Consider the following 25,908-nt stretch of genomic DNA (forward strand, 5'->3'; position numbering starts at 1 on the left):
GGTAGCGGCTACAGACCCTGCCACGACGGCTTGTTGGCGAACGTGTATCGGTAGTAGTCGGCGTACCGCAGACCGGCTGCGGCGGCTTCGTCGACGACGACCGTCGCGTGCGGATGCAGTTGGATCGCGGAGCCCGGAAGCGATGCGGTGACCGGCCCCTCCACGGCGCCGGCGACGGCCTCGGCCTTGCCCGCCCCGAACGCCAGGAGCACGAGGTGCTTGGCGCGCAGGATGGTCCCGAGCCCCTGCGTGATGCAGTGCATCGGGACCTCGTCGATGCTCGGGAAGAAGCGCGCGTTGTCCTCGCGCGTCTGCTCGGTCAGGGTCTTCACACGGGTGCTCGACGCGAACGACGAGCCCGGCTCGTTGAAGCCGATGTGCCCGTCCGTGCCGATCCCGAGGATCTGCAGCGCCACGCCGCCGGCGGCAGCGATCGCGGCCTCGTAGTCCGCCCCGGCGTGCTCGATGCCCTCGGTGCGGCCGTCGGGCACGCGGATGCGCGAGGGATCCAGGCCGAGGGGCTCGACCACCTCGCGCGTGATGACCGAGCGATAGCTCTCGGGATGCGACGGATCGATCCCGACGTACTCGTCGAGCGCAAAGCCGCGCACCTGCGACACGTCTACGCCGTCGAGGCGCGACCGCAGGGCCTCGTACACGGGCAGCGGCGTCGACCCGGTGGCCAGTCCCAGCACCGTGGCCGGGTCCGCGGCGATGAGGCGCGCGATCTCGTCCGCGACGAGCGCTCCGGCCGCGGCCGCGTTCTCGACGATGACCACTTCAGCCATGAGCCAGTACCTCCTGGGTATCGCGGTGGGCGCCGAGCAGCGCCGCACCGATCGCCGCGACGGGCGAGCCTGCGGGAAGGACGCGCACACGCTCGTCCAGACGCAGCGAACGGATGAACGGGGATGCCTCGGCGCTCTGCTCCAACTGCGCGCCGACGACCGCCATGAGCCGATCCCCGAGCATCGTGATGCCACCTCCGAGAACGACGGTACCGGCATCCACCGTCAGGACGAGAGCGCGGATCGCCGCACTGATGCCGTAGGCGACGCCGTCGCGGAGGACGATCGCCTCCGCGTCTCCCGCATCCGCCGCGTCGAAGATGTCGCGGACGGGCAGCTCGCCGGGCCGGCCCCACCGCCGCGCGACGGTGCCGCCGCCCGAGAACGCCTCGACGCAGCCGTGCTGGCCGCACGTGCACAGCGGGCCGTCCGGGTCGATCGAGAGATGGCCGACTTCGCCGGCGGTGCCGGTGGACCCGGTCCACAGGACCCCGTCCACGACGATGCCCGCCGCGACGCCGGTCCCGAAGTTGAGGTACGCGAGCGTGCCCGTGCCGTCGCCGAGGGCATACGCGCCGAGGGCGGCGGCCTTCACGTCGTTCTCGACGGCGACCGGCAACCCGAGCGTCGGTGCGACGGCCGCAGCGAGATCGAGCTCGACGATGCCGAGATTGACGGCGTGCGCGACGCGCGTCGTCCCCGGTTCGACGAGACCCGGTATGCCGACCCCGACGGACTCGAACGCGGCCACGGGCAGCGCCAACTCGTCCGCGAGAGCGCCCACCGCGTCGACGACGGTCGCCGCCACCGCCTCGGGCCCCCATCCGGTCGTCCGGCGCACACGTGCCTGCACGTTCCCGGCGGCGTCGATCGCCACGGCGTCGGTCTTGGTGCCGCCGACATCCAGCCCCACCCTCACGAGCCGCACGCCGTTCGTCGGAACGCGCGCACGTCCAGGAGACGGGAGGCGCGACCCTGGCGGCTCCCGTTCGTCTGCGCCGGCATCAGCCCTTGACCGCCCCTGCGGACATGCCCATGACGAGGTTGCGCTGGATGATGAGGAAGAAGATGACGGGCGGGATCGAGAAGATGACGGACGCCGCCATCTGGCTGGCATAGTCGACCGGCTGGTTCGGGACCGAGAAGGATGCCAGCCACACAGGCAGGGTGTACATCGTCTGGTCCTTCATGAACACGTAGGCGACCAGGTAGTCGTTCCACGCCGCGATGAACGAGAACACGCTGGCTGCGATGATCCCGGGCGCGACGAGCGGGAACAGGATGCGCCACATGATCGTCCACGTGTTCGCACCGTCGACCTGGGCGGCCTCCTCGAGCTCCTTCGGAATGGCGAGGAAGAACCCGCGCATCACCCAGATGGAGAACGGCAGCGTCGCCGCCACGTACGCGAGGATCAGTCCCGCGTACTGGTTGAGGAGACCCATCTGGTTGAACACCATGAACTGCGGGATCAGCAGCGCCGTCCCGGGAAGCATCTGCACCGCGAGGAGGAGCACGAGGATCACCTTGCGACCGCGGAAGCGGAATCGCGAGAGCGCAGCCGATGCGAACAGTGCGAGCACGGTCGAGAAGATCAGCGTGAAGCCGACCACGATCACCGAGTTCTGCAGGTTGATGAAGAACGTCGAGTCGAACAGCGCGATCACGTAGTTGTTCAGCGTCGGGTTCTTCGGCAGGAACTGCGGCGTCGTGGTCATGACGTCCCAGCGCTGCTTGAAGCTGGTCACCACCATCCAGTAGACGGGGAAGATCCAGATCACCGAGACGACGATGGCGAGGATGTTGCTGCCGATGCGCGGCTTGCGGCGCCGACGGCGCGGGGCAGGCCTGACCTGCATTTCCCCGACGCCGACGGGCTCGTCGACCATGAGACTCACAGGTCCTCCCCGGAGCGAAGCAGCCGGCGGATGTAGAAGCCGGTGATGATGAGCAGAATCAGTGTGGTGATGACGGTGATCGCCGCGCCGTAGCCGATCTTGAAGCTGACGAACGCCTGCATGAACGTGAAGACGCCGAGGTTCGAGGTCGTGCCGTCGGGGCCGCCCTGCGTCACGAGCCAGATCTGGTTGAACACGTTGAAGTCCCAGATCACCGACAGGATCGTGATCAGGATGAGGCTCGGCGCGATGAACGGGAGCGTGACGGCGCGATAGACGCGCCACTCACCGGCGCCGTCGAGGCGCGCGGCCTCGTAATAGGTGGGGTCGACCTGGGTCTGGGCGGCGTAGACGGTGAGGGCGATGAACGGCACCGCCTGCCAGACGATCAGCAGCCAGATGCAGAGGAAGCCGAGCCACGTGTTGGCCGCCCAGTTGACCTGGGTCATGTCGCCGAAGATGCGCAGCTGCGTCAGCAGCCAGTTGACCACGCCGTATCCGGGCTGGAACAGCCACTTCCACACTTGCGACGATGCCACCGTCGGCATGGCCCACGCGAAGATGAGCGCGATCGTGAGCACGTAGCGCATCACGGTGCCGAGCCGCGTGAGGAGGTTGGCTAGCGCCATCCCGATGACGACCGACCCGAGCACCATCGCGACGGTGAACCAGATCGAGCGCCAGAGCGCCGCCCAGAACGCCGGATCGTCGACGATCTTGGAGTAGTTGTCGATGCCGACCGAGTTGTACGCGCCGCTGATCACCGTGCGCGCATTCGCGTCGGTGAACGAGAAGAGCACGAGCAGGCCGATCGGCACCGCGATCAGCGCGATCATCACGAGGCCAGCCGGGCTGAGCATCAGCAACGGCGCGACCCGCGTGCGCGGCCGGCGCGACGGGCGAGGGTCACGCGGCTGCCGCGACGCGCTGGACGCCGCGGCAGCCGTGACCTCGCCTGCGGTCATTTCCGCAGTCGGGTTGTTCATCGGTCGTTCTTCCTGGGGTCCCCTTGCGGGGACCCCGATCGATAGGGCTGGATCAGCCGTTCAGCGTGCTGTTGAGCGTGGCGTCCATGCTCGTGGCAGCATCGGCCGGCGTCTTGGCTCCGCTCGCGATCGACGCGAAGAACTGCTCCATGTTCTTGTTGCCCTCGATGGTGCCCCAGCCGGGAGCCGGCGGGGTGCCCATGGTCGTGCCCGCCGCGTCATAGAAGCCCTGGGTGATCGGCGTGGCCTTCTTGGCCCACTCCGCCGCGAGCTCCACGGTGTTCGGGATCCACGGCTGCGCCGCGAGAGCGTTCTGGATCGGGACGCTGGCCGCGATCTTGGTCCAGACGAGCGCGAGGTCCTGGTTCTTGGACTTCTGCGCGATGGCCCAGACCTCGCCGCCGCCGAAGTTGTGCGCGGCGCCCGACTGGCCGGCCGTGTTCGGAAGCGCGAACGTGCCGAGGTCGCTCTCGGCGATCTTGCCGTTCGAGTTCTTCACGACGACACCGGCGTCCCACAGAGCGCCGATCATCGCGGACGCCTTGCCGTCGGCCATGATCTGGTCCTCGTTGGGCGTGTCGGTGTTCAGCGTCTGGCTGGCCTTGGTCGAGTACGTGTTCTGGAACGTCTGGAACGCGGTGAGGCCCTTCTGCGCCTCAGGGCTCGAGAAGGCGCCGGTCCACTTGCCGCCGCTCGACGTGGCGATGTTGCCGCCCTGGTCCCACACCCAGCTCATGCCCGCGTACCAGAACTGGCCCGGCAGGTAGAAGGCGGAGAAGTCCGCCTCGCTCGCGTGCGCGGCCTTGATCTTGTCGAGGTCGCTCTGCAGCTCGGCGTACGTGGTCGGCGCGGCGGTGATGCCCGCATCCGCCCACATCTTCTTGTTGTAGATCACGGCGCGGTTTCCGGCGAACGACGGCACGGCGTACAGCTTGTCGTTGAAGGTGGCGGGGCCGGACAGCGACTGGAGCCACGTGCCGCCCTGCTGCAGCTGGTTCTTGTACGCGGTGAGGTCCATGAGACCACCCGTGTTCGCGTAGCCGGCGACCTGCGTGTTGCCGATGTCGACGACGTCCGGCGGCGTGGAGGTGCCGAGGGCGGTGGTCAGCTTCGTCGTGATGCCGTCCCACTGCTGGGTCTGCACGTTGACCTTGGCGCCGGTCTGCTTGGTGAACTCGTCGTTGATCTGCTTCATGACGGCGTCTCCGTAGTCGCCGCTCATCGCCCACACGGTGAGGGTCTTGCCCTTGCCGTCCACCTTGCCGATGGTGCCAGGGGTGCTCCCGTTGCTGCCGGTGTTGCCGGCGCTCGAGCAGGCACTCAGCGCCAGCGCGGCAACGATGCCCGCGGCTCCGATCGCGACGATGCGTGATGTGCGCATTCTGTCTCCTTGTTCGTTCTTGCTTCTCTTGGTGTTGCGGACCGGTGAGAGCCCGCGGTGGGGGAGGCGGGTCTATGACACGCCGAGTTGTCCGGACAGGACCATGACGGCCGCTCCGCGCAGGACGATGTCCTGGCCTTGCTCCGTCATCCGCACCCGGATGCCGTCGTGCAGAACGGCGAACGTCCGGGAGCGGAGGATCTCGGCGGTCGCCTGCGAGAGCGGACCGTCGAGAAGTTCAGGGGGGCCGGAGAGGACGACCTCCGACAGGTCGAGCGCGCCGACGACGGGCGCGAGCGCGATGGCGAGGCGCTCCCCCGCGTCGCGCAGGATGCCGTCGCGCTCCTCCGGTGCGACGCCCGCGATGCGGGCGGACAGCGCAGGCGTCGACGTCCATGCCTCGAGGCATCCGTGTCGGCCGCACGCGCACAGCGGCCCGCCGTCGGTGCCGACGGTGACGTGGCCGATCTCGCCAGCGGCGGAGTGGCTGCCGCGCACGGGGGTGCCGTCGATGACGAGCCCCGAGCCGACGCCGCGGCCGATCTTGACGAGCAGGACGTCGTCGGAGCCGCCGAACGTGTACTCCGCGAGGACCGCGGCGTTCGCGTCGTTGGCGACGAGCACCGGCACGTCGATGGCCTCGCGCAGTGCCGACTTCAGGTCGTAGTCCGTCCACCCGAAATTCGGCGCCGTCAGGACCACTCCTGCGTCGTCCACGACGCCCGGCGTGCCGACGCCCATTCCGAGGATCGGCATGTCGGACTCGGCGGCGAGCTCGCGTGCGAGCGCGATCACGATGCCTGCGGCGTCGTCCAGGTGCTCGACGTGGTCCACGACGCGGCGGCTCACGATGTCGCCGTCGAGGGTCAGGACGGCGCCCACGAAGCGGTCGCTCGCGGACAGGTCGAGGGCGAGGATGCGGTGCCCGGTCCGGTCGAGATCGACGAGGATCGCCGGCTTGCCGGGCCCAGATGCCTCACGCACCCCCCGCTCGACGACGAAGCCGTCGGCGATGAGTTCGGCGACGAGGTCGGAGATGGTGACGCGGGTCAGCATCGTCTCGCGCGAGAGGTCGGCGCGGCTCATGGCACCCTCGTGGAAGAGGGTCTGCAGCACGAGTGCGCGGTTGTGCCCGCGAGCGTGCTCCGGCAGCACTTTGGCGCCCTGGCGCAGTGCTCGCCGCGGGCCGAACGCGTGGGCGTCGGCCTGGGCAGGGGGCGCGGAGTCGATGGTGGAAGAGCCGCGCTGCACTTCCGATGCAGTCATGTTTGTTAGTAGACCTTACGAACATGCAAACCGCAAGTGGCCGGATGGATTTGCAAGGCAGGTTTACGAATTCGTTACATTCGGACCGCGGGACGCGGGGCGGCATCCCCGCCGTCGATACCGAACCGTCATTTCAGCGCGTCGAACCTCCAGACTCGCTCCGGTACGATATATCCAGGGATTTTCGGGGGTTGAACGTGGCAGACACGGGCAAGCAGGGGGACACCGGACCGGTCGAGACCGGCACCGGGACGACATACGCATGGGCACCGGCGGAGCCTGCGCCGCACAAGCGCCACCTCGGCGCATGGATCGGCGTGCCGGCGGGCATCGCGATGGCGGCCGTCGTCGCCGTCTCGCTCGTGCTCATCGCACCGGGGGCGTCGGTGGCGAGCGTGCCCGTCGGCGGCATGACCGCCGGAGCGGCGGCAGACGCGATCTCGTCGAAGCTCGCCTCGACGACCGTCACGCTCTCGGGCCCCGACGGCAACACCGTCACGGTCACCGGCGCCGACCTCGGCGCCCACGTGGACGCGCGCACTCTCGCACAGGACACCTACTCCGACCACCCGCTGTGGAACGTGACGGGATGGTTCCCCACGTCGCGCAAGGCTGAGGTGACCGTCAACGCGAACACCGTCGCGACCAAGCTCCACGCGGCGTTCCCGTCGCTGTACACGCCGGCGACGGACGCGAAGGTCGCGTACGACGCCACCACCGGCACCTACGAGGTCACGCCTGCGAAGGACGGGACGAGCGTGGATGTGGATGCGGTGCGCACCGCCATCCAGAAGGCGTTCTCCTCCGGCGCGGCGACGGCGGCGGTCCCCGTCTCGACGGCGGTGGTGCCGGCAGCCACGACCACCGCGCACGCGCAGGAGTTCGCCGGGAAGCTCAACGCGATGCTCGACACCGTCGGCTTCTACGTGGGCGACGAGCGCACCGTTCCGGTCGACCGCGGGGTCGCGGCATCCTGGCTCACCCTCGACAACCAGGCGAACGGATCGATCACGGTCACCGCCGACTCGAGCGCCATCCAGAAGACGGTCGACACGCTGCCCGCCGGGGTGAACCGCGCGCCGGAGAACGGCGCGGTCATCACGAACTCGTCGGGCACCGTGCTGCGCACGATCGCGCCGGGGCAGAGCGGACGCACCCTCGGCGACACCTCCGGGATCGCGGTCGCGTTCGCCAAGCAGCTGTCGAACCTCGACGGCGCCTACAAGCTCACCGTCGCCGAGGTCGCTCCGCAGGAGCAGAAGGTGCAGCGCCTGCTCGAGGTGAACCTGACCACCCAGACGCTCTATCTCAAGGAGAACGGCCAGGTCGTCGACTCGTGGCTGATCTCGAGCGGCCGCATCTTCCCGACGAAGCAGGGCCACTTCCGCATCAACTCGCACATCACGTCGATGACGATGAAGGGCAGCAACCCCGACGGCACCAAGTACGCGCAGCCGGACGTGCCGTGGATCATGTACTTCAACGGCGACCAGGGCTTCCACGGCGTGTACTGGCACCACAACTGGGGGCACCCGATGAGCCACGGCTGCGTCGGCATGCCCGTCCAGCGCGCGCAGCAGCTCTACAACTGGACGCCGACGGGCACTGACGTGTGGGTGCACAGCTGACCCGCAGGTGAACGACAGAGGGGGTGGATGCCGCGGCATCCACCCCCTCTTCATTCGCGCGTCAGATCGCGTCGACGATGCCGTTCAGCGTCGCGGACGGGCGCATCACCTGCGAGACGAGCGCCGTGTCGGGGTGGTAGTACCCGCCGATCTCCACGGCGTGGCCCTGCACCGCGATGAGCTCGGCGACGATGGTCTCCTCGTTCGCCGCGAGCGCCTCGGCCACCGGGGCGAAGGTCGCCGCGAGGGCGGCGTCGGCCGTCTGCTTCGCCAGCTCCTGCGCCCAGTACAGGGCGAGGTAGAAGTGGCTGCCGCGGTTGTCGATCGTGCCGAGGCTGCGGCCGGGCGACTTGTCGTTCTCGAGGAACGTGCCGGTCGCGGCATCCAGCGTGTCGGCGAGGACCTGCGCCTTCGCGTTGCCGGTGAAGCCGGCGTAGTGCTCGAACGAGGCGGCCAGCGCGAAGAACTCGCCGAGCGAGTCCCAGCGCAGGTAGTCCTCCTCGAGGAGCTGCTGCACGTGCTTCGGCGCCGAACCTCCGGCGCCGGTCTCGAACAGGCCGCCCCCGGCGAGGAGCGGCACGATGCTGAGCATCTTCGCCGACGTGCCGACCTCGAGGATCGGGAACAGGTCGGTGAGGTAGTCGCGCAGCACGTTGCCGGTCACCGAGATGGTGTCGAGTCCGTGGCGCAGGCGCGCCAGCGTGTAGCGGGTCGCCTCCGCCGGGGCGAGGATCGAGATCTGCAGGCCCTTCGTCTCCATCGTCGCGAGCGCCTGGTAGACCTTGGCGATGACCTGTGCGTCGTGCGCGCGGTTCACGTCGAGCCAGAAGACGGCCGGGGCGCCGGTGGCGCGGGCGCGGGTCACCGCGAGCTTCACCCAGTCGACGAGCGGGATGTACTTCGTCTGCGTCGCGCGCCAGATGTCGCCGGCCTCGACGTCGTGCTCGATGACGACCTCGCCGGACGAGTCGACGATCTCGACGCGGCCCGCGGCGGCGATCTCGAACGTCTTGTCGTGGCTGCCGTACTCCTCGGCGGCCTGAGCCATGAGGCCCACGTTCGGGACGGTGCCGATCGTGGCGGGGTCGAGCGGACCGTTCGCGATGACATCGTCGATCACGGCCTGGTAGACGCCCGCGTAGGACGAGTCGGGGATGACGGCGACGGTGTCGGCCTCTCCCCCGTCGACGCCCCACAGCTTGCCGCCGTTGCGGATGAGCGCAGGCATCGAGGCATCCACGATCACGTCCGACGGGACGTGCAGGTTCGTGACGCCCTTGTCGGAGTTGACGTAGGACAGCGCGGGGCCGTCGGCGATGCGGGCGGCGAACGCCGCGGCGATCTCCGCGCCGCCGTCGACATCGGCGAGCCCCGCGAGGATCGAGCCGAGGCCGTTGTTCGCGCTGAGCCCCGCCTCGGCGATCTTGTCGCCGTAGGCGTCGAACACGTCGGCGAAGTAGGTCTTCACGACGTGGCCGAAGATGATCGGGTCGCTGACCTTCATCATCGTGGCCTTGAGGTGGACGGAGTACAGGATGCCGGCGGCCTCCGCCTCGGCCTGGACCTGGGCGAGGAAGGCGTCGAGTGCCGCGGCCGACATGAAGGTGGCGTCGACGATCTCGCGCGGGAGGACCTTCAGCGCCTCCTTGAGGATCGTGACGGTGCCGTCCGCTGCGACGTGGCGGATCGTGAGGACGTCGTCGTGGGCGGCGACCCACGACTTCTCGTTGCTCTTGAAGTCGTCGTGGCCCATCGTGGCGACGCGCGTCTGCGATCCGTCAGCGAACGCCTTGTTGCGGTGCGGGTGCTTGCGCGCGTAGTTCTTCACCGACAGCGGCGCGCGGCGGTCGCTGTTGCCCTCGCGCAGCACCGGGTTCACGGCGGAGCCCTTGATGCGGTCGTAGCGCGCGCGGACGTCCTTCTCCTCGAGGGATGCCGGCTCGTCCGGGTAGTCCGGGATGTCGTAGCCCTGCGACTGCAGCTCCGCGATCGCGGCCTTCAGCTGCGGGATGGACGCCGAGATGTTCGGCAGCTTGATGATGTTCGCCTCGGGCAGGGTCGCGAGGCCGCCGAGCTCGGCGAGCGCGTCGCCCACCTGCTGCTCGGGCGTGAGCTTCTGCGGGAACGCCGCGAGGATGCGGCCGGCCAGCGAGATGTCGCGCGTCTCCACCTCGACCCCCGCCTGCCGGGTCACGGCCTGGACGATGGGGAGGAATGATGCGGTCGCGAGCGCCGGCGCCTCGTCGGTGTGGGTGTAGATGATGGTGGAGTCGGGCACGAGTCGTCTCTCTGTAGAGGGAGGGGCCTTGCGGACGTGGCCGTGAGGGCGGTGGATGCTGCCGCCGCCGGGCGCTCCAGCACACCGCGCGACGCGGTGCCCAGCCTACCGCACGAGTCGCAAAAGTATCTTGACGTCGAGATATCTGCCTCCGCATGCAGCATGGGGCTTGTCGTCGATCGACGGCAGGGCACTACCCTGTCCCTATGGCAGAACTTCGGCTGGAAGAACTGTCCGCCTCGACCATCGTGGCGGTCAACAACATGTCGCTGAAGCCCGGGCAGGAGGAGTACCTCTCGCCGGTGAGCTACGGCATCGCCGCAACCGTCGTGAATCCGCAGACCTCCTGGCAGCGCGTCGTGCTGGACGGAGACGCCATCGTCGGATTCATCAGCGCCAACTTCGACACCGACTTCCCGCAGGAGCACTTCCGCTCGGTGCTGTGGCGCATCAACGTCGACGCCGAGGACCAGGGCAAGGGCATCGGCCGCTTCGCGGTCGAGGCGCTCCTCGCCGAAGCCCGCACGCGTGGCATGGACCACGTGAACGTCATCTACGAAGCCGGCGAGGGCGGGCCCGCCGCGTTTTTCGAGCGCGTCGGGTTCCACGCCGTCGGGGAGACCGAGTACGGCGAGGTCATCGGGGAGATCGCGCTCTAACTCTCTTCCTCTCTCGCGCGCTCCGGTGTGCGGCGGCCGCGGTCCTCGCGCGGCCAGAACGCCCACGTCACCAGCGCCGCCGCGCCGAGCGTGATCGCGCCCAGCACTAGCGGGTTGCGCAACCACACGATCGCCCGCGCAAGCCCCGGCACCGACCAGAGCACCGTGCGCACCGTCGAGGTGCGGTATTCGACGGGGTCGGCGGCGGTGTTGGCATCCCCCTTCATCCGGAACGACACGACGCCGTCGCGGGTGCCGTCGATCCCGATGACGCGGTGCGTGATGGGCAGCTCCGGACTGCGGTCGACGGTGACGACGTCCCCGACGTGCACCTGCGTCGCGGGGACCTCGCGCACGAGGGCGATCGAGCCGGCCGGGATCGTCGGCGACATCGACCCGGTCGCGAACATCACGACCGTGATGTGGAAGAAGAACGCGAGGATGACGAGCAGGATGCAGACGAGCCCGCCGGCCGCCAGAAGGGTCAGGGCGACGGAGCCGAGTGCGCCGGACGCGCGCCGGGCGCCGCTCGGGCGTTCCGACGCGGCCTCGCGCGCTTCGCGACGGGTGGCGGTCACCATGTGCACGACGTGATCAGGCCGAGCGCGGTCGTGGTGAACGTTCCGGTGGCGACCGGTGAGCGCCACAGATTGTTCGCCGCGCGCAGTTGCACCGTATAAGTCACGCTGTTGAGCAGCGTGGAGAGCAGACCGCTCGTGGATTGCGTCGTGGCGTTGGCCGCGGGCGTCGCCGACCCGACGAGCGTCGCGCCGTTGTAGATCTGGAAGACGTAACCCGTCCGTGGTGCGCCCGTTGTGGGGTTCGTCCAGTTGAACGTGGCTGAGAGGCCCAGCACGACATCCACGCTGCAGCTCGTCTTCGTCGGCGCGACGAGCGACGTCGAGACGACGGAGGTGGTGGCGAACTCGGTATCGGTCCACGCTGCGGTGACGGGCTGCGATGCCGCGAGCGCCCCAGCCGCGATGACGAGACCGATGGTCGCGATCAGTGCCCGCCGCCTCATCCGGATCTCCCCCTCGCGTGGTGGGCCGCCGGGCCCCGCGCGGCGCGTGCGATACCCGCGATGAGGAGTCCCGAGCCGATCGCGACGAGGGCGGGGACGAACAGCGGAGCGATGCCGCCGCCGGTCGCAGGAAGGGTCCCTGCCGGGGCGGTGGCACCCACCCCGGACGCGCGGAACTCGAGGGTCGCGGTCGCGCCCGGCACCCATCGGGCGAGGACCACCTCGATGCGGTACCAGCGCTGCGCGGCAGAGCTCTGGCGGCCGAGCGGCAGGGGCTCACCCGCGACCGCGGTGCCCAGCATCCGCTCCCCCGTCGCGCACCCGGTGTCGGTCCAGGCCGTCGCGCACTCGCGCGCCGTCAGCGCGAACGCATCGGGTGTCGCCGTTCCGCCGAGCGCGACGTCGATGACGCCGTCGGCGAGGGACGCACTCACTTCGATGTCCCAGTCGACGGGGACACCGGGGAGCATCGTCGTCGCGGCCGTCGGATCCAGGGTCGAGACGAGGCGGATGACACTGCCCTGCACCACGGTGGTCACGGTCGCCGCCCGCGCCGCGGGAGCAACCGCGACAAGCGCAGCCGCGAGGAGGATCCCCGCGCCGACGAGCGTGACGCGGGGCATCACGATGTCGCCCCTGCGAAGAGCCACACGACCGACGCCGTGCCGTTCTGGCTGGTGTCCGGCGCGGTCGTCGGCAGTTCGATGCGGACGCAGAAGGTGACGGTGCTGCCGCCTGCCGCCTGCAGCGTCTGCGGCATATCGGGCGCGGTGGGCACGCTCGTCGTCAGCGGTGTGGCGTTGGGCACGATCACGGGCGCCGTCGCGTTCGCGAAGAGTGCCTCGTTGCACGACGATCCGCTCGGCACCACCCGCACGGCGTAGACGAGGGCGGAGGCGAGATTGCCCGTCGCGGCGGTCGACGTCTGCATCCGCACGACCCCCGGCACCGAATCGAACCCGCCCGCGGCGACCGCCGCGGTTCGGATCTGCACGGTCGTGAACCCGGCCCCGGAGCCGGGATAGACCGCCGTGAGCGCCGGGGAGAAGGTGAGCGTCGCTCCGGGAGTCGTCGCGTGGTCGGTGAACGTCGAGCCGCCGTTGACGGCGCCGACGATCCCGAACCGTCCCGAGGCGACCGTCGTCGTCGCATACTCGCTGTCGGTCCACGCTGCGAACGTGATGGATGCGCCGACCCCGAGGACGAGTCCGCCCGCGAGCAGGGCGCGCGCCCGCATCCATCTCAGTCGTCTTCGCCGGCGCGCACGGTCACGCCGGCGGCCGTCGTCGGCCGAAGCCATGAGGGCTCCCGCGGCCTCAGGACGAGGTCGCCGTGAACTGCCAGGTGCCGGTGGCCGACGAGCTCTGGGCGAGCGCCGCGCTGGAGGTCACCGCGAAGCACAGCTGCTGCGCCGCCCCGGCGGCGGGAGACACAGGGGCCGCGAGTGCGACCACGGTACTCGTCGCCGTCGTATCGCTGAGCGTCCCGGTGGCGATCGGCGTGCCCGTCGCGGTCGACGCGTTGCACGTCGCGGCCGCCGCGATCGTGTAGATCGTGTACGTCAGCTGCGCGGTGGCGGTTCCCGTCCCGGAGTAACCCGCGAGCTGGAGGTTGGCGCCCGACGTCGTGCCGGCGGCCAGGCGCAGCCAGAATCCCGCGTAGACCGTCTGGTTCGGCGACATGTTGTTGAACCCGGTCGAGAAGCTCAGCGCCGCGGCGCCGGCCGACGAGTTGTGGTCGGCGTAGGTCGACCCGTCGGTCGCACCCTGGAGGTTGAACTGTCCGGCGGTGAAGGTGCCTTTGGCGAACTCGTCGTCGGTCCAGGCCGCGAGCGTGATGGCCGCGCCGATGCCGAGGACGAGGCCTCCGGCGAGGATCGCACGGACCTTCCGACCGCGCCAGCGGCGCCTGGGGGTCGTGACTGCACGGTCGGCGGCGTCGTCAGCGCTCATTTCGGGGCCCTCTCTCGATCGGTCGTTCGATCTCCGCCCGGGCCCCAGCCCCAGCCGAATGGGGCGAGTCTATCCATCCCTTGTGGATGCGCAACCGTCCGCCCGCACGCGGGAACGACGCGGGATGCCGCGGCCCCCCGCCGCGGCATCCCCCCGTCGTCGCTCAGACCAGCGACTCGCGCCAGGCCGCGTGCAGCTGGGCGAACTTCCCCGTGCCCGCGATGAGCGAGTCGGGGTCGTCGTCCTCGATGATGCGACCGTGCTCCATGACGAGCACGCGATCGGCGATCGCGACCGTCGACAGGCGGTGCGCGATGATGATCGCCGTGCGGTCGGCGAGCAGGGTCTGCAGCGCATCCTGGATGAGCCGCTCCGACGGGATGTCGAGCGACGCCGTCGCCTCGTCGAGGATCAGCACCGCCGGGTTCGCGAGGAACGCCCGCGCGAACGAGATCAGCTGTCGCTGCCCCGCCGACACGCGCCCGCCGCGCTTGTTCACGTCGGTGTCGTATCCGTCGGGCAGCGCCGAGATGAAGGCATCCGCGCCCACCGCCCGTGCCGCCGCGCGGATCTCGTCGAGCGTCGCGTCGGGCTTGCCGAGCGCGATGTTGTCCGCCACCGTCCCGCTGAACAGGTACGCCTCCTGCGTGACCATCACGATCGCACGGCGCAGGTCCTTCGGGTGCAGGTCACGGAGGTCCACGCCGTCGAGCGTCACCCGGCCGCGCGTCGGGTCGTAGAACCGCGACACGAGCTTCGCGAGCGTCGACTTGCCCGCGCCGGTCGTGCCGACGAGGGCGATCGTCTGACCGGACGGGATGTCGAGCGTGAAGTCGGGCAGGATGGTGCGCCCCGACGCGTAACCGAACTCGACGTCGTCGAACCGGACGTGGCCCTTCGCAGACCACAGGTCGACGGGCTTGCCCGGGTCGGGCACCGACGGCTCCTCCTCCAGCACGCCGGACACCTTCTCGAGCGCCGCCGTCGCCGACTGGTAGGAGTTCAGGAACATCGCGATCTCCTCCAGCGGGGCGAAGAAGTTGCGCACGTACAGCACGGCCGCCAGCAGCACGCCGAACATCATCGAGCCGTTCACGACGCGCAGCGCACCCCACAGCAGCACGACGGTCATCGTGATGTTCGCGAGCAGGATCATGCCCGGGTCGAGCACGCCGTACAGCTTCACGAGCTTGAGGTTCACCGAGCGGTACTCCGCCGAGATGTCGCCGAACTCGGCGTCGTTGCGCTTCTCCTTGCGGAACGCCTTGACCGCGCGGATGCCGGTCATCGTCTCGACGAACTGCACGATGAGCTTCGCGCTCACGACGCGCGAGACGCGGAAGCCCTTCTGCGACTCGATGTAGAACCACCGCATCAGCACGGCGAGCGGGATGCCCATCCCGACGAGCACGAGACCGCTCTGCCAGTCGAGGAGGAACAGCGCCACGAGGGTGAACACCCCGTAGAGCGCGCCCTGCACCAGCTGGTTGAGCCCGCCGTCCAGGAGCTCCCGGATCGACTCGAGGTCGCTCGTCTGCCGCGAGATGATGCGCCCCGATGTGTAGCTCTCGTGGAACTCCAGGCTCAGGCGCTGCGTGTGGCGGAAGATCCGCGTGCGCAGGTCCATCAGGATCGCCTGGGTCAGGCGCGCCGACAGGATGACGTACCACGCGAGCATGGCCGCGCCGATCCCGCCGGTCGCGATGTAGAGCCCCGACACCATGAACGCCGGCATCCAGTTCGCGTACTGGACGGCCTGCGGCAGCGCCTGGTCGATGCCGTACGCGATGAGCGCCGGCCCGAGCACCCGCAGTCCGGTCGACACGACGATGACGAGCGCCGTCAGGATGAGGAGTCCGCGCATCGGGCGGATGAGCGAGCCGAGGAGCTTCAGCGAGCGGCGCCGGATGGCCCGGCTCTCGGCCTTCGTGTAGTCGTGGCGGTCCTCGCCACGGGTTCCCAGGACGGTGGTCATCGGTTCACCTCCAGTTCCTCTCGTTCGGTCTCCTGTCTCAGGAGCGGTTCTCCGGCCGACACGTCGAAGGCCTCGACATCCCCCCGGTCCTTCTTCCGTGCCGCGGATGTCGCCTCGAGGCTCGAGATGACGTGGCGGTAGTGGGCGCTGTCGCGCAGCAGGTCGGAGTGCGCGCCGACGGCCGTGACGCGGCCGTCCTCGAGCACGGCGACGCGATCCGCGAGCGCGACCGTCGATGGGCGGTGCGCGACGATGAGCGCCGTGGTCGTCGCCAGCACCCGGCGCAGCGCCGCTTCCACGAGCGCCTCGGTGTCGACGTCGAGCGCCGACAGCGGGTCGTCCAGCACGAGCACCTTGGGTGCCGCGGCGACCGCCCGCGCGAGCGCCAGACGCTGCCGCTGGCCTCCGGAGAGACTCAGTCCCTCTTCGCCGACCATCGTGTCGACGCCGTCCGGCAGGTCGTACGCGAAACCGGCCTGCGCGATCTCGAGCGCCTCGGCGAGGATCGCCTCGGCCTCGGGACTGCGCGGGTCGAGCCCGTCGCGCCCGATGAGGACGTTCTCCCGCACCGTCGTGGAGAAGAGCGTGGCCTCCTCGAACGCCATCGCGATGTGCGTGCGCAGCTCGTCGAGCCGCAGGTCGCGCACGTCGACGCCGTCGAGCTCGACGCGGCCGTCCGTCACGTCGTAGAGGCGTGTCGGCAGGGTCGTGAGCGTCGTCTTGCCCGATCCGGTGAGACCGACGAGGGCCATCGTCTCGCCCGGCTCGAGGACCAGGTCGACACCGTTCAGCAGATCGGGCTCGGAGGCTGCGGCATCCGGATACCGGAAGTGCACACCGCGGAACGCCAGCTCCCCACGGGGCTCGGCGACCGTGGCCGGCTCCGCCGGGTCGACGATCGCGTTCTCCTCGTTCAGCACCTCGAACACGCGGTCGGTCGCCGTGCGCGTGTCGACGAGGAACGAGAAGAGGAAGCCGAGCGACTCCAGCGGCCAGCGCAGAGCGGTCGCCATCGCGAAGAACGCGAAGAGCTCGCCCACGCTCAGCTCGTTCTGGCTCACGAGCCAGATGCCGAGCAGGAGGCACAGCGCGAACGCGACGATGGGCACGACCTCGAGCCAGAACCACAGGATGCCGACTTCGCGGGCCTTGTTCAGCTCGGTGCCGCGCAGCGTCTCCACCTGGCGGGTGAACTTCTGCAGCGCGTGCTTGCCGCGGCCGAAGGCCTTCAGGACGCGGATGCCGTGCACGCTCTCCTCGACCGCGGTGGCGAGGTCGCCGGCCTGGTCCTGGCTCTGGCGCGCGAGGACGCCGTAGCGCTGCTCGAACCGGTAGCCGAAGAACCACAGCGGGATCGACACGACGAGGAACGTGACGCCCAGCGACCAGTGCCAGCGGAACAGCAGGAACGTTCCGATGATCACGGTGAGGACGTTGACCACGAGCAGGATCGAGCCGAATGCCAGCCAGCGGCGGATGAGGTTGATGTCCTGCATCATGCGGCTGAGGAGCTGCCCCGACTGCCACTTGTCGTGGAACGCGACGGGAAGGCGCTGCAGCCGCTGGTAGAACGACTGGCGGATCTCGTACTCGACCGCCGTGGCGGGGGTGAGCACGAAGGCGCGGCGCAGGTAGACGAACAGGGCCTCGAGGATGCCGAGGACCAGGACGCCGGCGACGGCGACGAAGATCATCGGGATGTTGCCGGTCTTGATCGGCCCGTCGACCGCGACCTGCAGGACGAGCGGGATGATCAGCGAGACCAGCGCGGCGCCGAAGGCGCTGAAGAGGCCTCCGATGAGGCGCGGGATCACGGGCCGCGCGAAGGGGTAGAGGCGCCCGAGCGCGCGAAGGGTGCCGAGTTTCGGAGGTGTGGAGTGCTGCAACGGTGCGGAGGGGGTCATTGTCCTTGGCGAGGGGTCGGTGATGGACATTTTTCGGCAGGGCATGCCAGGGCATGCTGACGCGATGGGCGCCTGATACGCAGTGGTCTTGCGGGGTGTAACGCGTGGGGCGGCGGCCTCATGCCGCCGTCGGACAGATGGTCCGGTTATCCCTCGAAGACGTGCCGGCCGCGGACAGCGGGGAGCGAGACCTGCGGCTTGGCTGCGATGACGGCCTGATACATGTCTTCCTCCTTGGTGTCACGGGAATGTGGCTGTCACATCGTCGTACGACGTGACAGCCCTCCAGCCTAAACCTGAACGAACCCTGAGCGCAAGGTCTGGATTAATTCAGGGCCGAGCGACGACGATGCCGGCGGCCGCGGGTGTCGGCGCATCCATTGCCCGGAGCGCGTCCGACGCCCCCTCGAGGTCGGTGGTGCTGCCCACGAGGCTGGCCGGGTCGAGGGCTCCGTCGACGATGAGCTGCAGCATCGCGGGATAGTCGGCCGCCGCCATGCCGTGGGATCCGGCGACGTGCAGCTCCCACGCGATCACGCGGTCCCACGGGAGCGGGGCGGATGCCGCGGCCCCGAGCATGAGACCGACCTGCACGTGACGGCCCTGACGGCGGAGGCTCCGCACGGCGGCGTTCGCGGTGGCGGCGGAGCCGAGGGCGTCGATCGTGACGTGCGCTCCCCCGCCGGTGGCGGCGATCACGGCGTCGACGGGGTCGGCCGACTGCACCGTCTCGGCGGCCCCGAGTTCACGGGCGCGAGCGAGCGCGTCCGCGGAGAGGTCGATCGCGGTCACGCGCGCGCCGAGCGCCCGGGCGACCATGATCGCGGAGAGGCCGACGCCGCCGCATCCGAAGACCGCCACCTCCTCGCCCGCGCGGACCTGCGCCTGCGTCGCGACCGCCCGGAACGCGGTCGCGAACCGGCACCCGAGGGAGGCAGCCGTCACGGCGTCGACGGCGTCGGGAAGACGCACGAGGTTGAGGTCTGCGACGCGGACGACGACGTACTCCGCAAACGAGCCCTCGTGCGTGAACCCGGGCTGGGTCTGGTTCGGGCACACCTGCGCCTGCCCGCTGAGACACCACTCGCACGCCCCGCACCCGTTGACGAACGGTGCGGTCACGCGGTCGCCGGCGGCGAAGCGCCGCACCTCGGGTCCGACTTCGGCGACGACGCCGGCGAACTCGTGCCCCGGGATCATCGGCAGCGGCACGGGATCGTGGCCGCGCCACGCGTGCCAGTCCGAGCGGCACACGCCTGTGGCCTCCACACGGATCACCGCACCGTCGGGCGGACATTCGGGCACCGGCACCTCGCGCACACGCGGGACCGCGCCGTACTCGTCGTAGACCACCGCGCGCATCGAGTCGCTCATCCATCGATTCTCGCCCACCCTTCCCCTCGCGAGGGTGCACCCGTTGGGAACGAGTGCACCCTCGCGCGAGAACGATCGGCGTCCTACGCGGCGGCTTCCCGCGCGAGCAGGCGCTCCTTGACGTCGACACCCCACGCGAATCCGCCGAGGGATCCGTCGGTGCGGAGCACGCGGTGGCACGGGACGAAGAGGGCTGGTGCGTTGCGGGCGCAGACGGATGCGGCTGCCCGCACGGCCGACGGCTGCCCGAGCTGCACGGCGAACTCGGTGTAGGTGAGCGGACTCCCCGGCTCGATCGCGCGGAGCGCGTCCCACCCGGTCTCCTGCATCGCGGTGCCGTGCTGGCGCACCTCGACCCGGTCGATGGCTGCGAGATCGCCGGCGTAGTACGCGCGGACGGCGGCCGCCGCATCCGTTTCACCCTCGGCGACCGCGTCGGGTCGGAGGGACGGGTGGATGCGGGCGATCGCGGCCTCCGCGTCGGCGGTCCAGCCGGAGGCGAGGACGGTGCCGCGCTCGTCGGCGACGATCGTGAACGGCCCGTCGGGGGTGTCGATGGTCTGGATCACAGCGGTCATGACTGCTCCTTCTTCGAGGTCTGCGAGGTGTTCGGCGTCTTCGGGGTCTGCAAGGTCTTCGGGGTCTGCGAGGTCTTTCGAGGCGGGATGCTGCGCCACAGGTGGGCGGTGAGGTAGCTCCGCCACGGGGCGATGCGGGCCGCCCACGCGACGAGGCCGGCGGCGTCGGACGGGATGCCGAGGGCGGCGGCCCCCGCACGGGCGGCGACATCGCCGGGCAGCAGGACGTCGGGGTCTCCCGTGACCCGCATCCGGACGTAGTCGGCGGTCCACGGCCCGACGCCGGGAAGGGCGAGGAGGGCGGCCCGCTGCTCTTCGGCGTCGTCGCCGCTCGACAGCCGCAGGTCGCCGTTCGCGATCGCCGCGGCGGCCCCGGTGACAGCGCGGATGCGCGCAGCCGGGCCTCGCAGGACGTCCGCCCCGCGTGCGGCTATGGCCTCCATCGTCGGGAAGAGCAGGGCGCCGTCCGCGGTCCGCTCCCCCAGTTCGGCGGTGAGCGCGGTGAGTGCGGTGCGGGCGGCGGCGACCGTGATCTGCTGGCCGATCATCGCCCGGATGAGCATCTCATTCGGATCTGCGGCTCCCGGGACGCGGATCCCCGGGATCGCGGCGACGGACGGCGCGAGCTCCGGATGCCGCGCGAGCGCCGAGTCGACAGCGATCGGATCGGCGTCGAGGTCGAAGAGACGGCGCGCCCGCGCGACGAGGACGGACAGGTCGCCGAGATGGCTGAGCCGCGCGCGCAGGCGCAGCCTGTCGTCGACCCACCGCAGCTCGAACCACGCCGGCCCGCCGGGAAGCCGGAGGGTGCGGGAGAAGGATGCGGCCTCGGCGACCTCGACGCCGGCGACCGCGCGCGCCTGCATCCACGCGAAGAGCCCTGCCGCGTCGAACGGCCCGCGTACAGGCAGGAAGAGGTCGATCTCGCCGAGCGGAGCGTCCGCCTCATCCGGTCCCTGAGCCCGTCCCCCCGGTCCCTGAGCCCGTCCCCCCGGTCCCTGAGCCCGTCGAAGGGTGTGCCGGCGTGCCCGCAGCTCGAGCGGCGTCATCGCGAACACCTCGCGGACGGTGTCGTTGAACTGCCGGACGCTCGCGAAGCCGGCGGAGAACGCGACATCCGCCGCGGTCATGTCGGTGCCGACGAGGAGCATCCGCGCCGTGTGCGCGCGCTGCGCACGGGCGAGGGCGAGCGGACCAGCGCCGAGCTCGGTCGTGAGCACACGCGTGAGATGGCGCGACGAGTACCCGAGGCGCGCGGCGAGCCCCGGCACGCCCTCCCGTTCGATCACCCCGTCGGCGATGAGCCGCATGGCGCGGCCGGCGACATCGCCGCGGAGGTTCCACGCCGGCGAACCGGGAGCGGCCTCGGGCAGGCATCGCTTGCACGCGCGGTAGCCGGCCTCGTGGGCGGCCGCGGACGTCGGGAAGAACGTGACGTTCGCCGGCTTCGGCGTGCGTGCCGGGCAGCTCGGCCGGCAGTAGATGCCGGTCGACAGCACGGCGGTCACGAACTGGCCGTCGAAGCGGGAGTCACGCGATTCGATCGCGCGGTAGCGCTCGTCGAACGACATCAGTGCGGGGGAACTCATGCATCAAGACTCGCACGCCCCGCAGACATCGTCTCGCGGAAATCGGACATCGCTGTGGATGCCGCATAACCGCGTCGTCGACTTGCGGCATATGGCGGGTATTCCGGCTCGGATAGCCGCCATTCGCGGCAAGTCGGCGGAAGAGGTCACCCCGCGATGAGCTTGTCGAGCTCCCGCAGACCGTTGAGGTACGCCTCGGAGAACGTGGGGAACGGCTGGATGACGTCGAGGAGGACGGAGATCGGGATGCGGGCGCGGACGGCGAGCGTCGCCTGCTGCAGCCACTCCCCCGCATCCGGCCCGACCGCGTACGCCCCCGTCAAGACATCGCCGTCCGAGACGAGTGTGAGGAACCCCGCATCCTCGTAGTCGCGCGTGTATGTGGCCGTGCGGGCGACGTCCCGCAGGTGCGTCGTCGAGACGAACCGCCCCTCGACCTCGCCGACCGCGGCGACCTCGGGGTCGGTGAAGACGACGCGCGGGACGGCCGAGTAATCCGCACTCCGCTCCCGGCCCAGGATGTTCGCCGCCACGACGCGGCCGTGGTATTTGCCCACGTGTGTGAGGTCCCACAGGCCCGTGACGTCGCCGATCGCCCACAGCCCGTCACCCGCGGACATGCGGTCGTCGACCGGGATGCCGTGCCTGGTCGGCTCGATGCCCACGGTCTCGAGGCCGATGTCGTCGACCCGCGGCGAGCGGCCCGTCGCCACCAGCAGCCTGTCACCGCGCAGGACGGTGCCGTCGGCGAGAGTCAGCACGTACGCGGCCCCCTCGCGCCCGGCCTTGATCGCGTCGCCGAACCGTACGTCGACGCCATCCGCACGCAGCGCCTTGCCGACCGCCTCGCCGACTCCGGGAGCCTCCCGCGGCAGCACGCGCGTGCCGTGCCCGACGAGCGTGACCTGCGCGCCGAACCGCGCGAGCGCCTGGCTCATCTCCACGCCGACCGGCCCAGCCCCGAGCACCACCACGCGGCGCGGGACCTCCTTCATCCCGGTGACGTCGCGGTTGGTCCACAGGCCCTCGAGGTCCACGAGACCCGGCACGGGCGGAATGGCGGCGGTCGACCCGGTGGCGATGACGATGTGGTCGGCGGTCAGCATCCTGCCGTCGACCTCCACCGTATGCGGGCCCGCGAGGCGCCCGTGCCCGCGCACCACGTCGACTCCCGCACTGTCCGCCCAGGAGACCTGACCGGCATCGTTGTAGTCGGACACCATGAAGTCGCGCCACGCGAGCGCCTCGGCGACGTCGATCGAGCCGACGACCGCTTCGCGTGGGCCGGGCACGCGACGGGCGGCCTCGAGCGCTTCGCCGGGCCGGAGGAGCGTCTTCGACGGGATGCAGGCCCAATACGAGCACTCGCCGCCGATGAGCTCCTCCTCGACGACGGCGACCCGCAGGCCTCCGGCCGCGATGGCTCCTGCGCAGTGCTCGCCGGGCGAACCGGCGCCGAGGACGATGGCATCGTAGTCGTGGGTCATATCGGCAGTCTTGCCCGCATCAGCGCCCACGCCAACCCCTGGACGGAAGCCACGGAGCGACCTGCGCCGTGATCATTCGAGATGCTCGTTGAGTTCGGCGAGCAGTCGGCGCAGCCGGGCGTACTCGCCGGCCCCGAGTGCGTCCGACCATTCCCCTTCGGTCATCTCGACGGCGCGGCGGATCTCGGCGATGACGCGCCGGCCGCGGTCGGTGAGCTCCACCACCCGCTCGCGCCGATTGGCAGGACTCACCGTGCGGCGGAGGTACCCCCCACCCTCGAGCTGTCCGAGCAGGTTGTTCATCGCCTGCTTCGTGGTCATCGCGCTGCGCGCGATGTCTCCCGGCGAACGCCCGTCCGGTCCAGGATGTTGGAAGACCGCGAGGTGCGCCGGCTGGAGGTCGTCGAATCCGGCGCCGTGGAGCGCGTCGACGATGGCGGCGCGCGAGGCGAGGAACGGCCGCCGCAGCAGCGCCCCGATCAGCGGCCCATTGTCCTCTTGGTCAAGTCCGTGTACCATCGTCACCATAGTAAACCAACTGTACTACGGAGGTGTGTCATGGCTCAGGATGTCGTCTCCCTGCTGTTCGCCGGCGATCCATCCGACCTGTTCCCGCGCTACGAGGAGGGCCTGCGCCGGTACACCGGCCCCGCGCCCGAGCAGATCCTCGTGTCGCACGGTGAAGAGGGCCTCATGGTCACGCTCGTCTGGCCCGACGGCGTCTCGCACGAGACGCTCGGCGAGTTCATGCGCGCGTCGATCGGCGACCTGGGCCTGCCGTTCCCGCGCGCGGACCACGGGACGCTCGCCGCATCCTCGTGGCCCGTGCTGACCGCGAGCTGACCCGCGAGGAACACGACCGCCGCATCCCGGATCGGAATGCGGCGGTTCGCCTGAGGGGCGCGTGCGCTCAGTGGAAGAAGTGGCGCTCTCCCGTGAAGAACATCGTCACGCCGCGCTCGCGCGCGAGGGCGATCGTCTCTTCGTCGCGCACCGAGCCGCCGGGCTGCACGATCGCCGAGATGCCCGCATCCATCAGCACCTGCGGCCCGTCCGCGAACGGGAAGAAGGCGTCGGATGCGGCGACCGAGCCCGCCGCGCGGTTGCCCGCGCGCTCGACCGCGAGACGGCACGAGTCGACGCGGTTGACCTGGCCCATGCCGATGCCGACCGTCGCCGAGCCCTTCGCGAGCACGATGGCATTCGACTTGACCGCGCGGCCGGCCTTCCAGGCGAAGATGAGGTTCTGCATCTCGTCGTCGGACGGGCGCTCACCCGTGACGAGCTGCCAGTTCGCCGCGACGGAGTCGATGTCGTCCGGGAAGCGGTCGGCGTCCTGCAGCAGCAGTCCGCCGGACACGAGACGGACATCCATGGGCTCCTGGCGCCAGTCCGCGGGCAGCTGCAGGACGCGGAGGTTCTTCTTCAGACGAAAGACCTCGAGGGCCTCCGGCTCGAAGTCGGGGGCGACGATCACCTCGGTGAAGATGTCGCGGAGGTTCTCCGCCATCTTCAGGGTCACGGTGCGGTTCGCAGCGATGACGCCGCCGAACGCCGACACCGGGTCGCACTCGTGCGCGCGCAGGTGGGCCGACGCGATCGGGTCGAGCGCGTTGGGCGCGGCGACCGCGATGCCGCACGGGTTTGCGTGCTTGATGATGGCGACGGCGGGCAGCACCATGTCGAACGCGGCGCGCAGGGCGGCGTCGGCGTCGACGTAGTTGTTGTACGACATCTCCTTGCCCTGGAGCTGCGTCGCCTGCGCGATGCCGTGCCCGCCGTTGCGCGTGTAGATCGCGGCGCGCTGATGCGAGTTCTCGCCGTAGCGCAGCGTCTCCAGGCGCTCCGCGCGGATCGTCAGATGCTGCGGCAGGTCGGTGCCCTGCGCGATCGTGCCCTCGGCGAACCACGTGGCGACGGCCCGGTCGTACTCGGCCGTGTGCGCGAACGCGCGCGCGGCGAGCTCCTTGCGCTGGGCGAGGGTCGTGCCGCCCTGGCCGAGCGCCTCGATGAGCGCGGGGTACGACTGCGGCGAGACGACGATCGCGACGTTCGCGTAGTTCTTCGCGGAGGCGCGCACCATCGCGGGGCCGCCGATGTCGATCTGCTCGACGACGTCGTCGCCCTGCGCGCCGGACGCGACGGTCTCGACGAACGGGTAGAGGTTCACCACGACGAGCTCGAACGGCTGGATGCCGAGCTCCTCGAGCTGGCGCTCGTGGTCTTCGAGGCGGAGGTCGGCGAGCAGGCCCGCGTGCACCGACGGGTGGAGGGTCTTCACGCGTCCGTCGAGGGACTCCGGGAAGCCGGTCACCGCGGAGACATCCGTCACCGCGTGCCCGGCGTCGCGGATCGTCGCGGCCGTCGAGCCGGTGGAGACGATCTCGACGCCGGCCGCGGCGAGCGCCTCGGCGAGGCGGAGCAGATCGGTCTTGTCACTCACGGACACGAGCGCGCGGCGGACGGGGACGACGTCACGGTCGCGGTAGAGGGACGGGTCGTGGCGGGGGCCGGCCATGGATGCCTCCGGGTTCGGTTCGGCGGTGCGGGGGTTCAGGGGCTGGTCAGATCGAGCTCGCCCACCGCGATGCGGCGGACGACATCGATGAGCAGGCGGCGCTCGACGGGCTTGATGCGCTCGTGGAGCGTGTGCTCGTCGTCTCCCGCGAGCACGGGGACGCGCTCCTGGGCGACGATCGGTCCGGAGTCGACCCCGTTGTCGACGACGATGACGCTCGCACCCGTCTGCGCGGCACCGGCCGCGAGCGCATCGCGCACGCCGTGGGCGCCGGGGAACTCCGGCAGATACGCGGGGTGCGTGTTGATGATGTTCGGCGACCACTCGTCGACGAGCTCGGCAGGCAGGAGACGCATGAGACCGCTCAGCACGACGAGGTCGGGCCGCCACACCCGCAGCTGGGCGGCGAGCTCGGCGCCCCACTCCTCGCGCGTGGCGAAGTGCGCGTAGGGAACGGTGAAGCTCGGGATGCCGAAGTCCTCCGCGTGCGCGAGGCCGTCGGCCTCGCGGTCGGCTCCCACCACGACGATGCGTGCAGGGTAATCAGGGTCTTCAGCGGCCTCCAGGAGGGCTCGCAGATTCGAGCCGGTGCCGGAGATGAGGACGGCGACCGTGAGCACCGG

24 protein-coding genes are annotated in these 25,908 nt (G+C 70.1%); 3 read left to right on the forward strand and 21 right to left on the reverse strand.

All coding sequences use genetic code 11. The features are described from left to right. Window positions 1-8: 8 nt before the first annotated feature. From QSV35_RS06535 to QSV35_RS06560, 6 genes are all read right to left on the reverse strand, one after another. The gene (locus QSV35_RS06535) at window positions 9-788 is read right to left on the reverse strand and encodes a glucosamine-6-phosphate deaminase (protein ID WP_286287861.1); all 780 of its coding nucleotides are present in this window, start codon (window positions 786-788) and stop codon (window positions 9-11) included. Then, window positions 781-1,707 carry an ROK family protein gene (locus QSV35_RS06540; protein ID WP_286288448.1) on the reverse strand — a complete coding sequence of 309 codons (927 nt, stop codon included), beginning with the start codon at window positions 1,705-1,707 and terminating at the stop codon, window positions 781-783. Before QSV35_RS06540 ends, QSV35_RS06535 begins: the two co-directional genes overlap by 8 nt. A gap of 85 nt (window positions 1,708-1,792) precedes the next feature. Further along, entirely contained in the window at window positions 1,793-2,677 is an 885-nt protein-coding gene (locus QSV35_RS06545; protein WP_286288449.1) for a carbohydrate ABC transporter permease, read from the reverse strand. Between the two features lie 5 nt (window positions 2,678-2,682). Continuing rightward, the gene (locus tag QSV35_RS06550; RefSeq protein ID WP_286287862.1) at window positions 2,683-3,651 is read right to left on the reverse strand and encodes a carbohydrate ABC transporter permease; all 969 of its coding nucleotides are present in this window, start codon (window positions 3,649-3,651) and stop codon (window positions 2,683-2,685) included. Between the two features lie 73 nt (window positions 3,652-3,724). Next, the gene (locus QSV35_RS06555; protein WP_286287863.1) at window positions 3,725-5,053 is read right to left on the reverse strand and encodes an extracellular solute-binding protein; all 1,329 of its coding nucleotides are present in this window, start codon (window positions 5,051-5,053) and stop codon (window positions 3,725-3,727) included. 72 nt (window positions 5,054-5,125) lie between these two features. Continuing rightward, window positions 5,126-6,319: an ROK family transcriptional regulator gene (locus tag QSV35_RS06560; RefSeq protein ID WP_286287864.1), complete on the reverse strand. Its 1,194-nt coding sequence runs from the start codon at window positions 6,317-6,319 to the stop codon at window positions 5,126-5,128. A gap of 197 nt (window positions 6,320-6,516) precedes the next feature. On the opposite strand from QSV35_RS06560, the gene QSV35_RS06565 reads away from it, so the two are divergent. Then, a complete protein-coding gene (locus tag QSV35_RS06565) occupies window positions 6,517-7,947 on the forward strand; it encodes a L,D-transpeptidase family protein (RefSeq protein WP_286288450.1) in 1,431 nt (476 codons plus the stop codon). Between the two features lie 61 nt (window positions 7,948-8,008). On the opposite strand, the gene QSV35_RS06570 is transcribed toward QSV35_RS06565, so the two are convergent. Continuing rightward, window positions 8,009-10,225 carry an NADP-dependent isocitrate dehydrogenase gene (locus QSV35_RS06570; protein ID WP_286287865.1) on the reverse strand — a complete coding sequence of 739 codons (2,217 nt, stop codon included), beginning with the start codon at window positions 10,223-10,225 and terminating at the stop codon, window positions 8,009-8,011. A 206-nt stretch (window positions 10,226-10,431) separates the two neighbouring features. Here QSV35_RS06570 and QSV35_RS06575 point away from each other — a divergent pair, with 206 nt between their 5' ends. After that, window positions 10,432-10,884, forward strand: coding sequence for a GNAT family N-acetyltransferase (locus tag QSV35_RS06575; protein ID WP_286287866.1), 453 nt, complete (start codon window positions 10,432-10,434; stop codon window positions 10,882-10,884). Here QSV35_RS06575 and QSV35_RS06580 read toward each other — a convergent pair. The 12 genes from QSV35_RS06580 to QSV35_RS06635 all read right to left on the reverse strand — a co-directional run bounded on the left by QSV35_RS06580 (window position 10,881) and on the right by QSV35_RS06635 (window position 23,286). Continuing rightward, window positions 10,881-11,465, reverse strand: coding sequence for a signal peptidase I (locus QSV35_RS06580; protein ID WP_286287867.1), 585 nt, complete (start codon window positions 11,463-11,465; stop codon window positions 10,881-10,883). The genes QSV35_RS06575 and QSV35_RS06580 overlap by 4 nt on opposite strands. Next, window positions 11,459-11,908, reverse strand: a complete 450-nt coding sequence (locus QSV35_RS06585; protein WP_286287868.1) for a hypothetical protein — start codon at window positions 11,906-11,908, stop codon at window positions 11,459-11,461. The genes QSV35_RS06580 and QSV35_RS06585 overlap by 7 nt, the downstream gene beginning before the upstream one ends. Further along, the gene (locus QSV35_RS06590) at window positions 11,905-12,534 is read right to left on the reverse strand and encodes a hypothetical protein (protein WP_286287869.1); all 630 of its coding nucleotides are present in this window, start codon (window positions 12,532-12,534) and stop codon (window positions 11,905-11,907) included. Before QSV35_RS06590 ends, QSV35_RS06585 begins: the two co-directional genes overlap by 4 nt. Next, window positions 12,531-13,208 carry a SipW-dependent-type signal peptide-containing protein gene (locus tag QSV35_RS06595; RefSeq protein WP_286287870.1) on the reverse strand — a complete coding sequence of 226 codons (678 nt, stop codon included), beginning with the start codon at window positions 13,206-13,208 and terminating at the stop codon, window positions 12,531-12,533. Before QSV35_RS06595 ends, QSV35_RS06590 begins: the two co-directional genes overlap by 4 nt. Before the next feature lie 16 nt (window positions 13,209-13,224). Continuing rightward, window positions 13,225-13,860, reverse strand: a complete 636-nt coding sequence (locus tag QSV35_RS06600; protein WP_286287871.1) for a SipW-dependent-type signal peptide-containing protein — start codon at window positions 13,858-13,860, stop codon at window positions 13,225-13,227. A gap of 163 nt (window positions 13,861-14,023) precedes the next feature. Beyond that, window positions 14,024-15,835 carry an ABC transporter ATP-binding protein gene (locus tag QSV35_RS06605; protein ID WP_286287872.1) on the reverse strand — a complete coding sequence of 604 codons (1,812 nt, stop codon included), beginning with the start codon at window positions 15,833-15,835 and terminating at the stop codon, window positions 14,024-14,026. Further along, window positions 15,832-17,739, reverse strand: coding sequence for an ABC transporter ATP-binding protein (locus tag QSV35_RS06610; RefSeq protein WP_286287873.1), 1,908 nt, complete (start codon window positions 17,737-17,739; stop codon window positions 15,832-15,834). The genes QSV35_RS06605 and QSV35_RS06610 overlap by 4 nt, the downstream gene beginning before the upstream one ends. Window positions 17,740-18,069: 330 nt before the next feature. Further along, window positions 18,070-19,101 (reverse strand): zinc-dependent alcohol dehydrogenase family protein, encoded by a 1,032-nt coding sequence (locus QSV35_RS06615; protein ID WP_286288451.1) that lies wholly within the window; start codon window positions 19,099-19,101, stop codon window positions 18,070-18,072. Window positions 19,102-19,196: 95 nt separating this feature from the next. Next, the gene (locus tag QSV35_RS06620; protein WP_286287874.1) at window positions 19,197-19,691 is read right to left on the reverse strand and encodes a methylated-DNA--[protein]-cysteine S-methyltransferase; all 495 of its coding nucleotides are present in this window, start codon (window positions 19,689-19,691) and stop codon (window positions 19,197-19,199) included. Then, on the reverse strand, window positions 19,688-21,280 hold the full coding sequence (locus QSV35_RS06625) for a DNA-3-methyladenine glycosylase 2 family protein (RefSeq protein ID WP_286287875.1): 1,593 nt from the start codon (window positions 21,278-21,280) through the stop codon (window positions 19,688-19,690). The genes QSV35_RS06620 and QSV35_RS06625 overlap by 4 nt, the downstream gene beginning before the upstream one ends. Window positions 21,281-21,426: 146 nt before the next feature. Further along, complete coding sequence (locus tag QSV35_RS06630) at window positions 21,427-22,767, reverse strand: dihydrolipoyl dehydrogenase family protein (RefSeq protein WP_286287876.1); 1,341 nt, start codon at window positions 22,765-22,767, stop codon at window positions 21,427-21,429. Window positions 22,768-22,839: 72 nt separating this feature from the next. Then, window positions 22,840-23,286: a MarR family winged helix-turn-helix transcriptional regulator gene (locus QSV35_RS06635; RefSeq protein ID WP_286287877.1), complete on the reverse strand. Its 447-nt coding sequence runs from the start codon at window positions 23,284-23,286 to the stop codon at window positions 22,840-22,842. Between the two features lie 39 nt (window positions 23,287-23,325). Between QSV35_RS06635 and QSV35_RS06640 the strand changes: the two genes are divergently transcribed. Beyond that, window positions 23,326-23,610: a hypothetical protein gene (locus QSV35_RS06640; RefSeq protein ID WP_286287878.1), complete on the forward strand. Its 285-nt coding sequence runs from the start codon at window positions 23,326-23,328 to the stop codon at window positions 23,608-23,610. Window positions 23,611-23,677: 67 nt separating this feature from the next. Here QSV35_RS06640 and purH read toward each other — a convergent pair whose 3' ends face one another. After that, complete coding sequence (purH, locus tag QSV35_RS06645; protein WP_286287879.1) at window positions 23,678-25,285, reverse strand: bifunctional phosphoribosylaminoimidazolecarboxamide formyltransferase/IMP cyclohydrolase; 1,608 nt, start codon at window positions 25,283-25,285, stop codon at window positions 23,678-23,680. A 35-nt stretch (window positions 25,286-25,320) separates the two neighbouring features. After that, window positions 25,321-25,905, reverse strand: coding sequence for a phosphoribosylglycinamide formyltransferase (gene purN / locus QSV35_RS06650; RefSeq protein ID WP_286287880.1), 585 nt, complete (start codon window positions 25,903-25,905; stop codon window positions 25,321-25,323). Between the last annotated feature and the right edge of the window lie 3 nt (window positions 25,906-25,908).

It is taken from the genome of Microbacterium candidum (assembly GCF_030315975.1).
GTDB lineage: Bacteria > Actinomycetota > Actinomycetes > Actinomycetales > Microbacteriaceae > Microbacterium > Microbacterium candidum.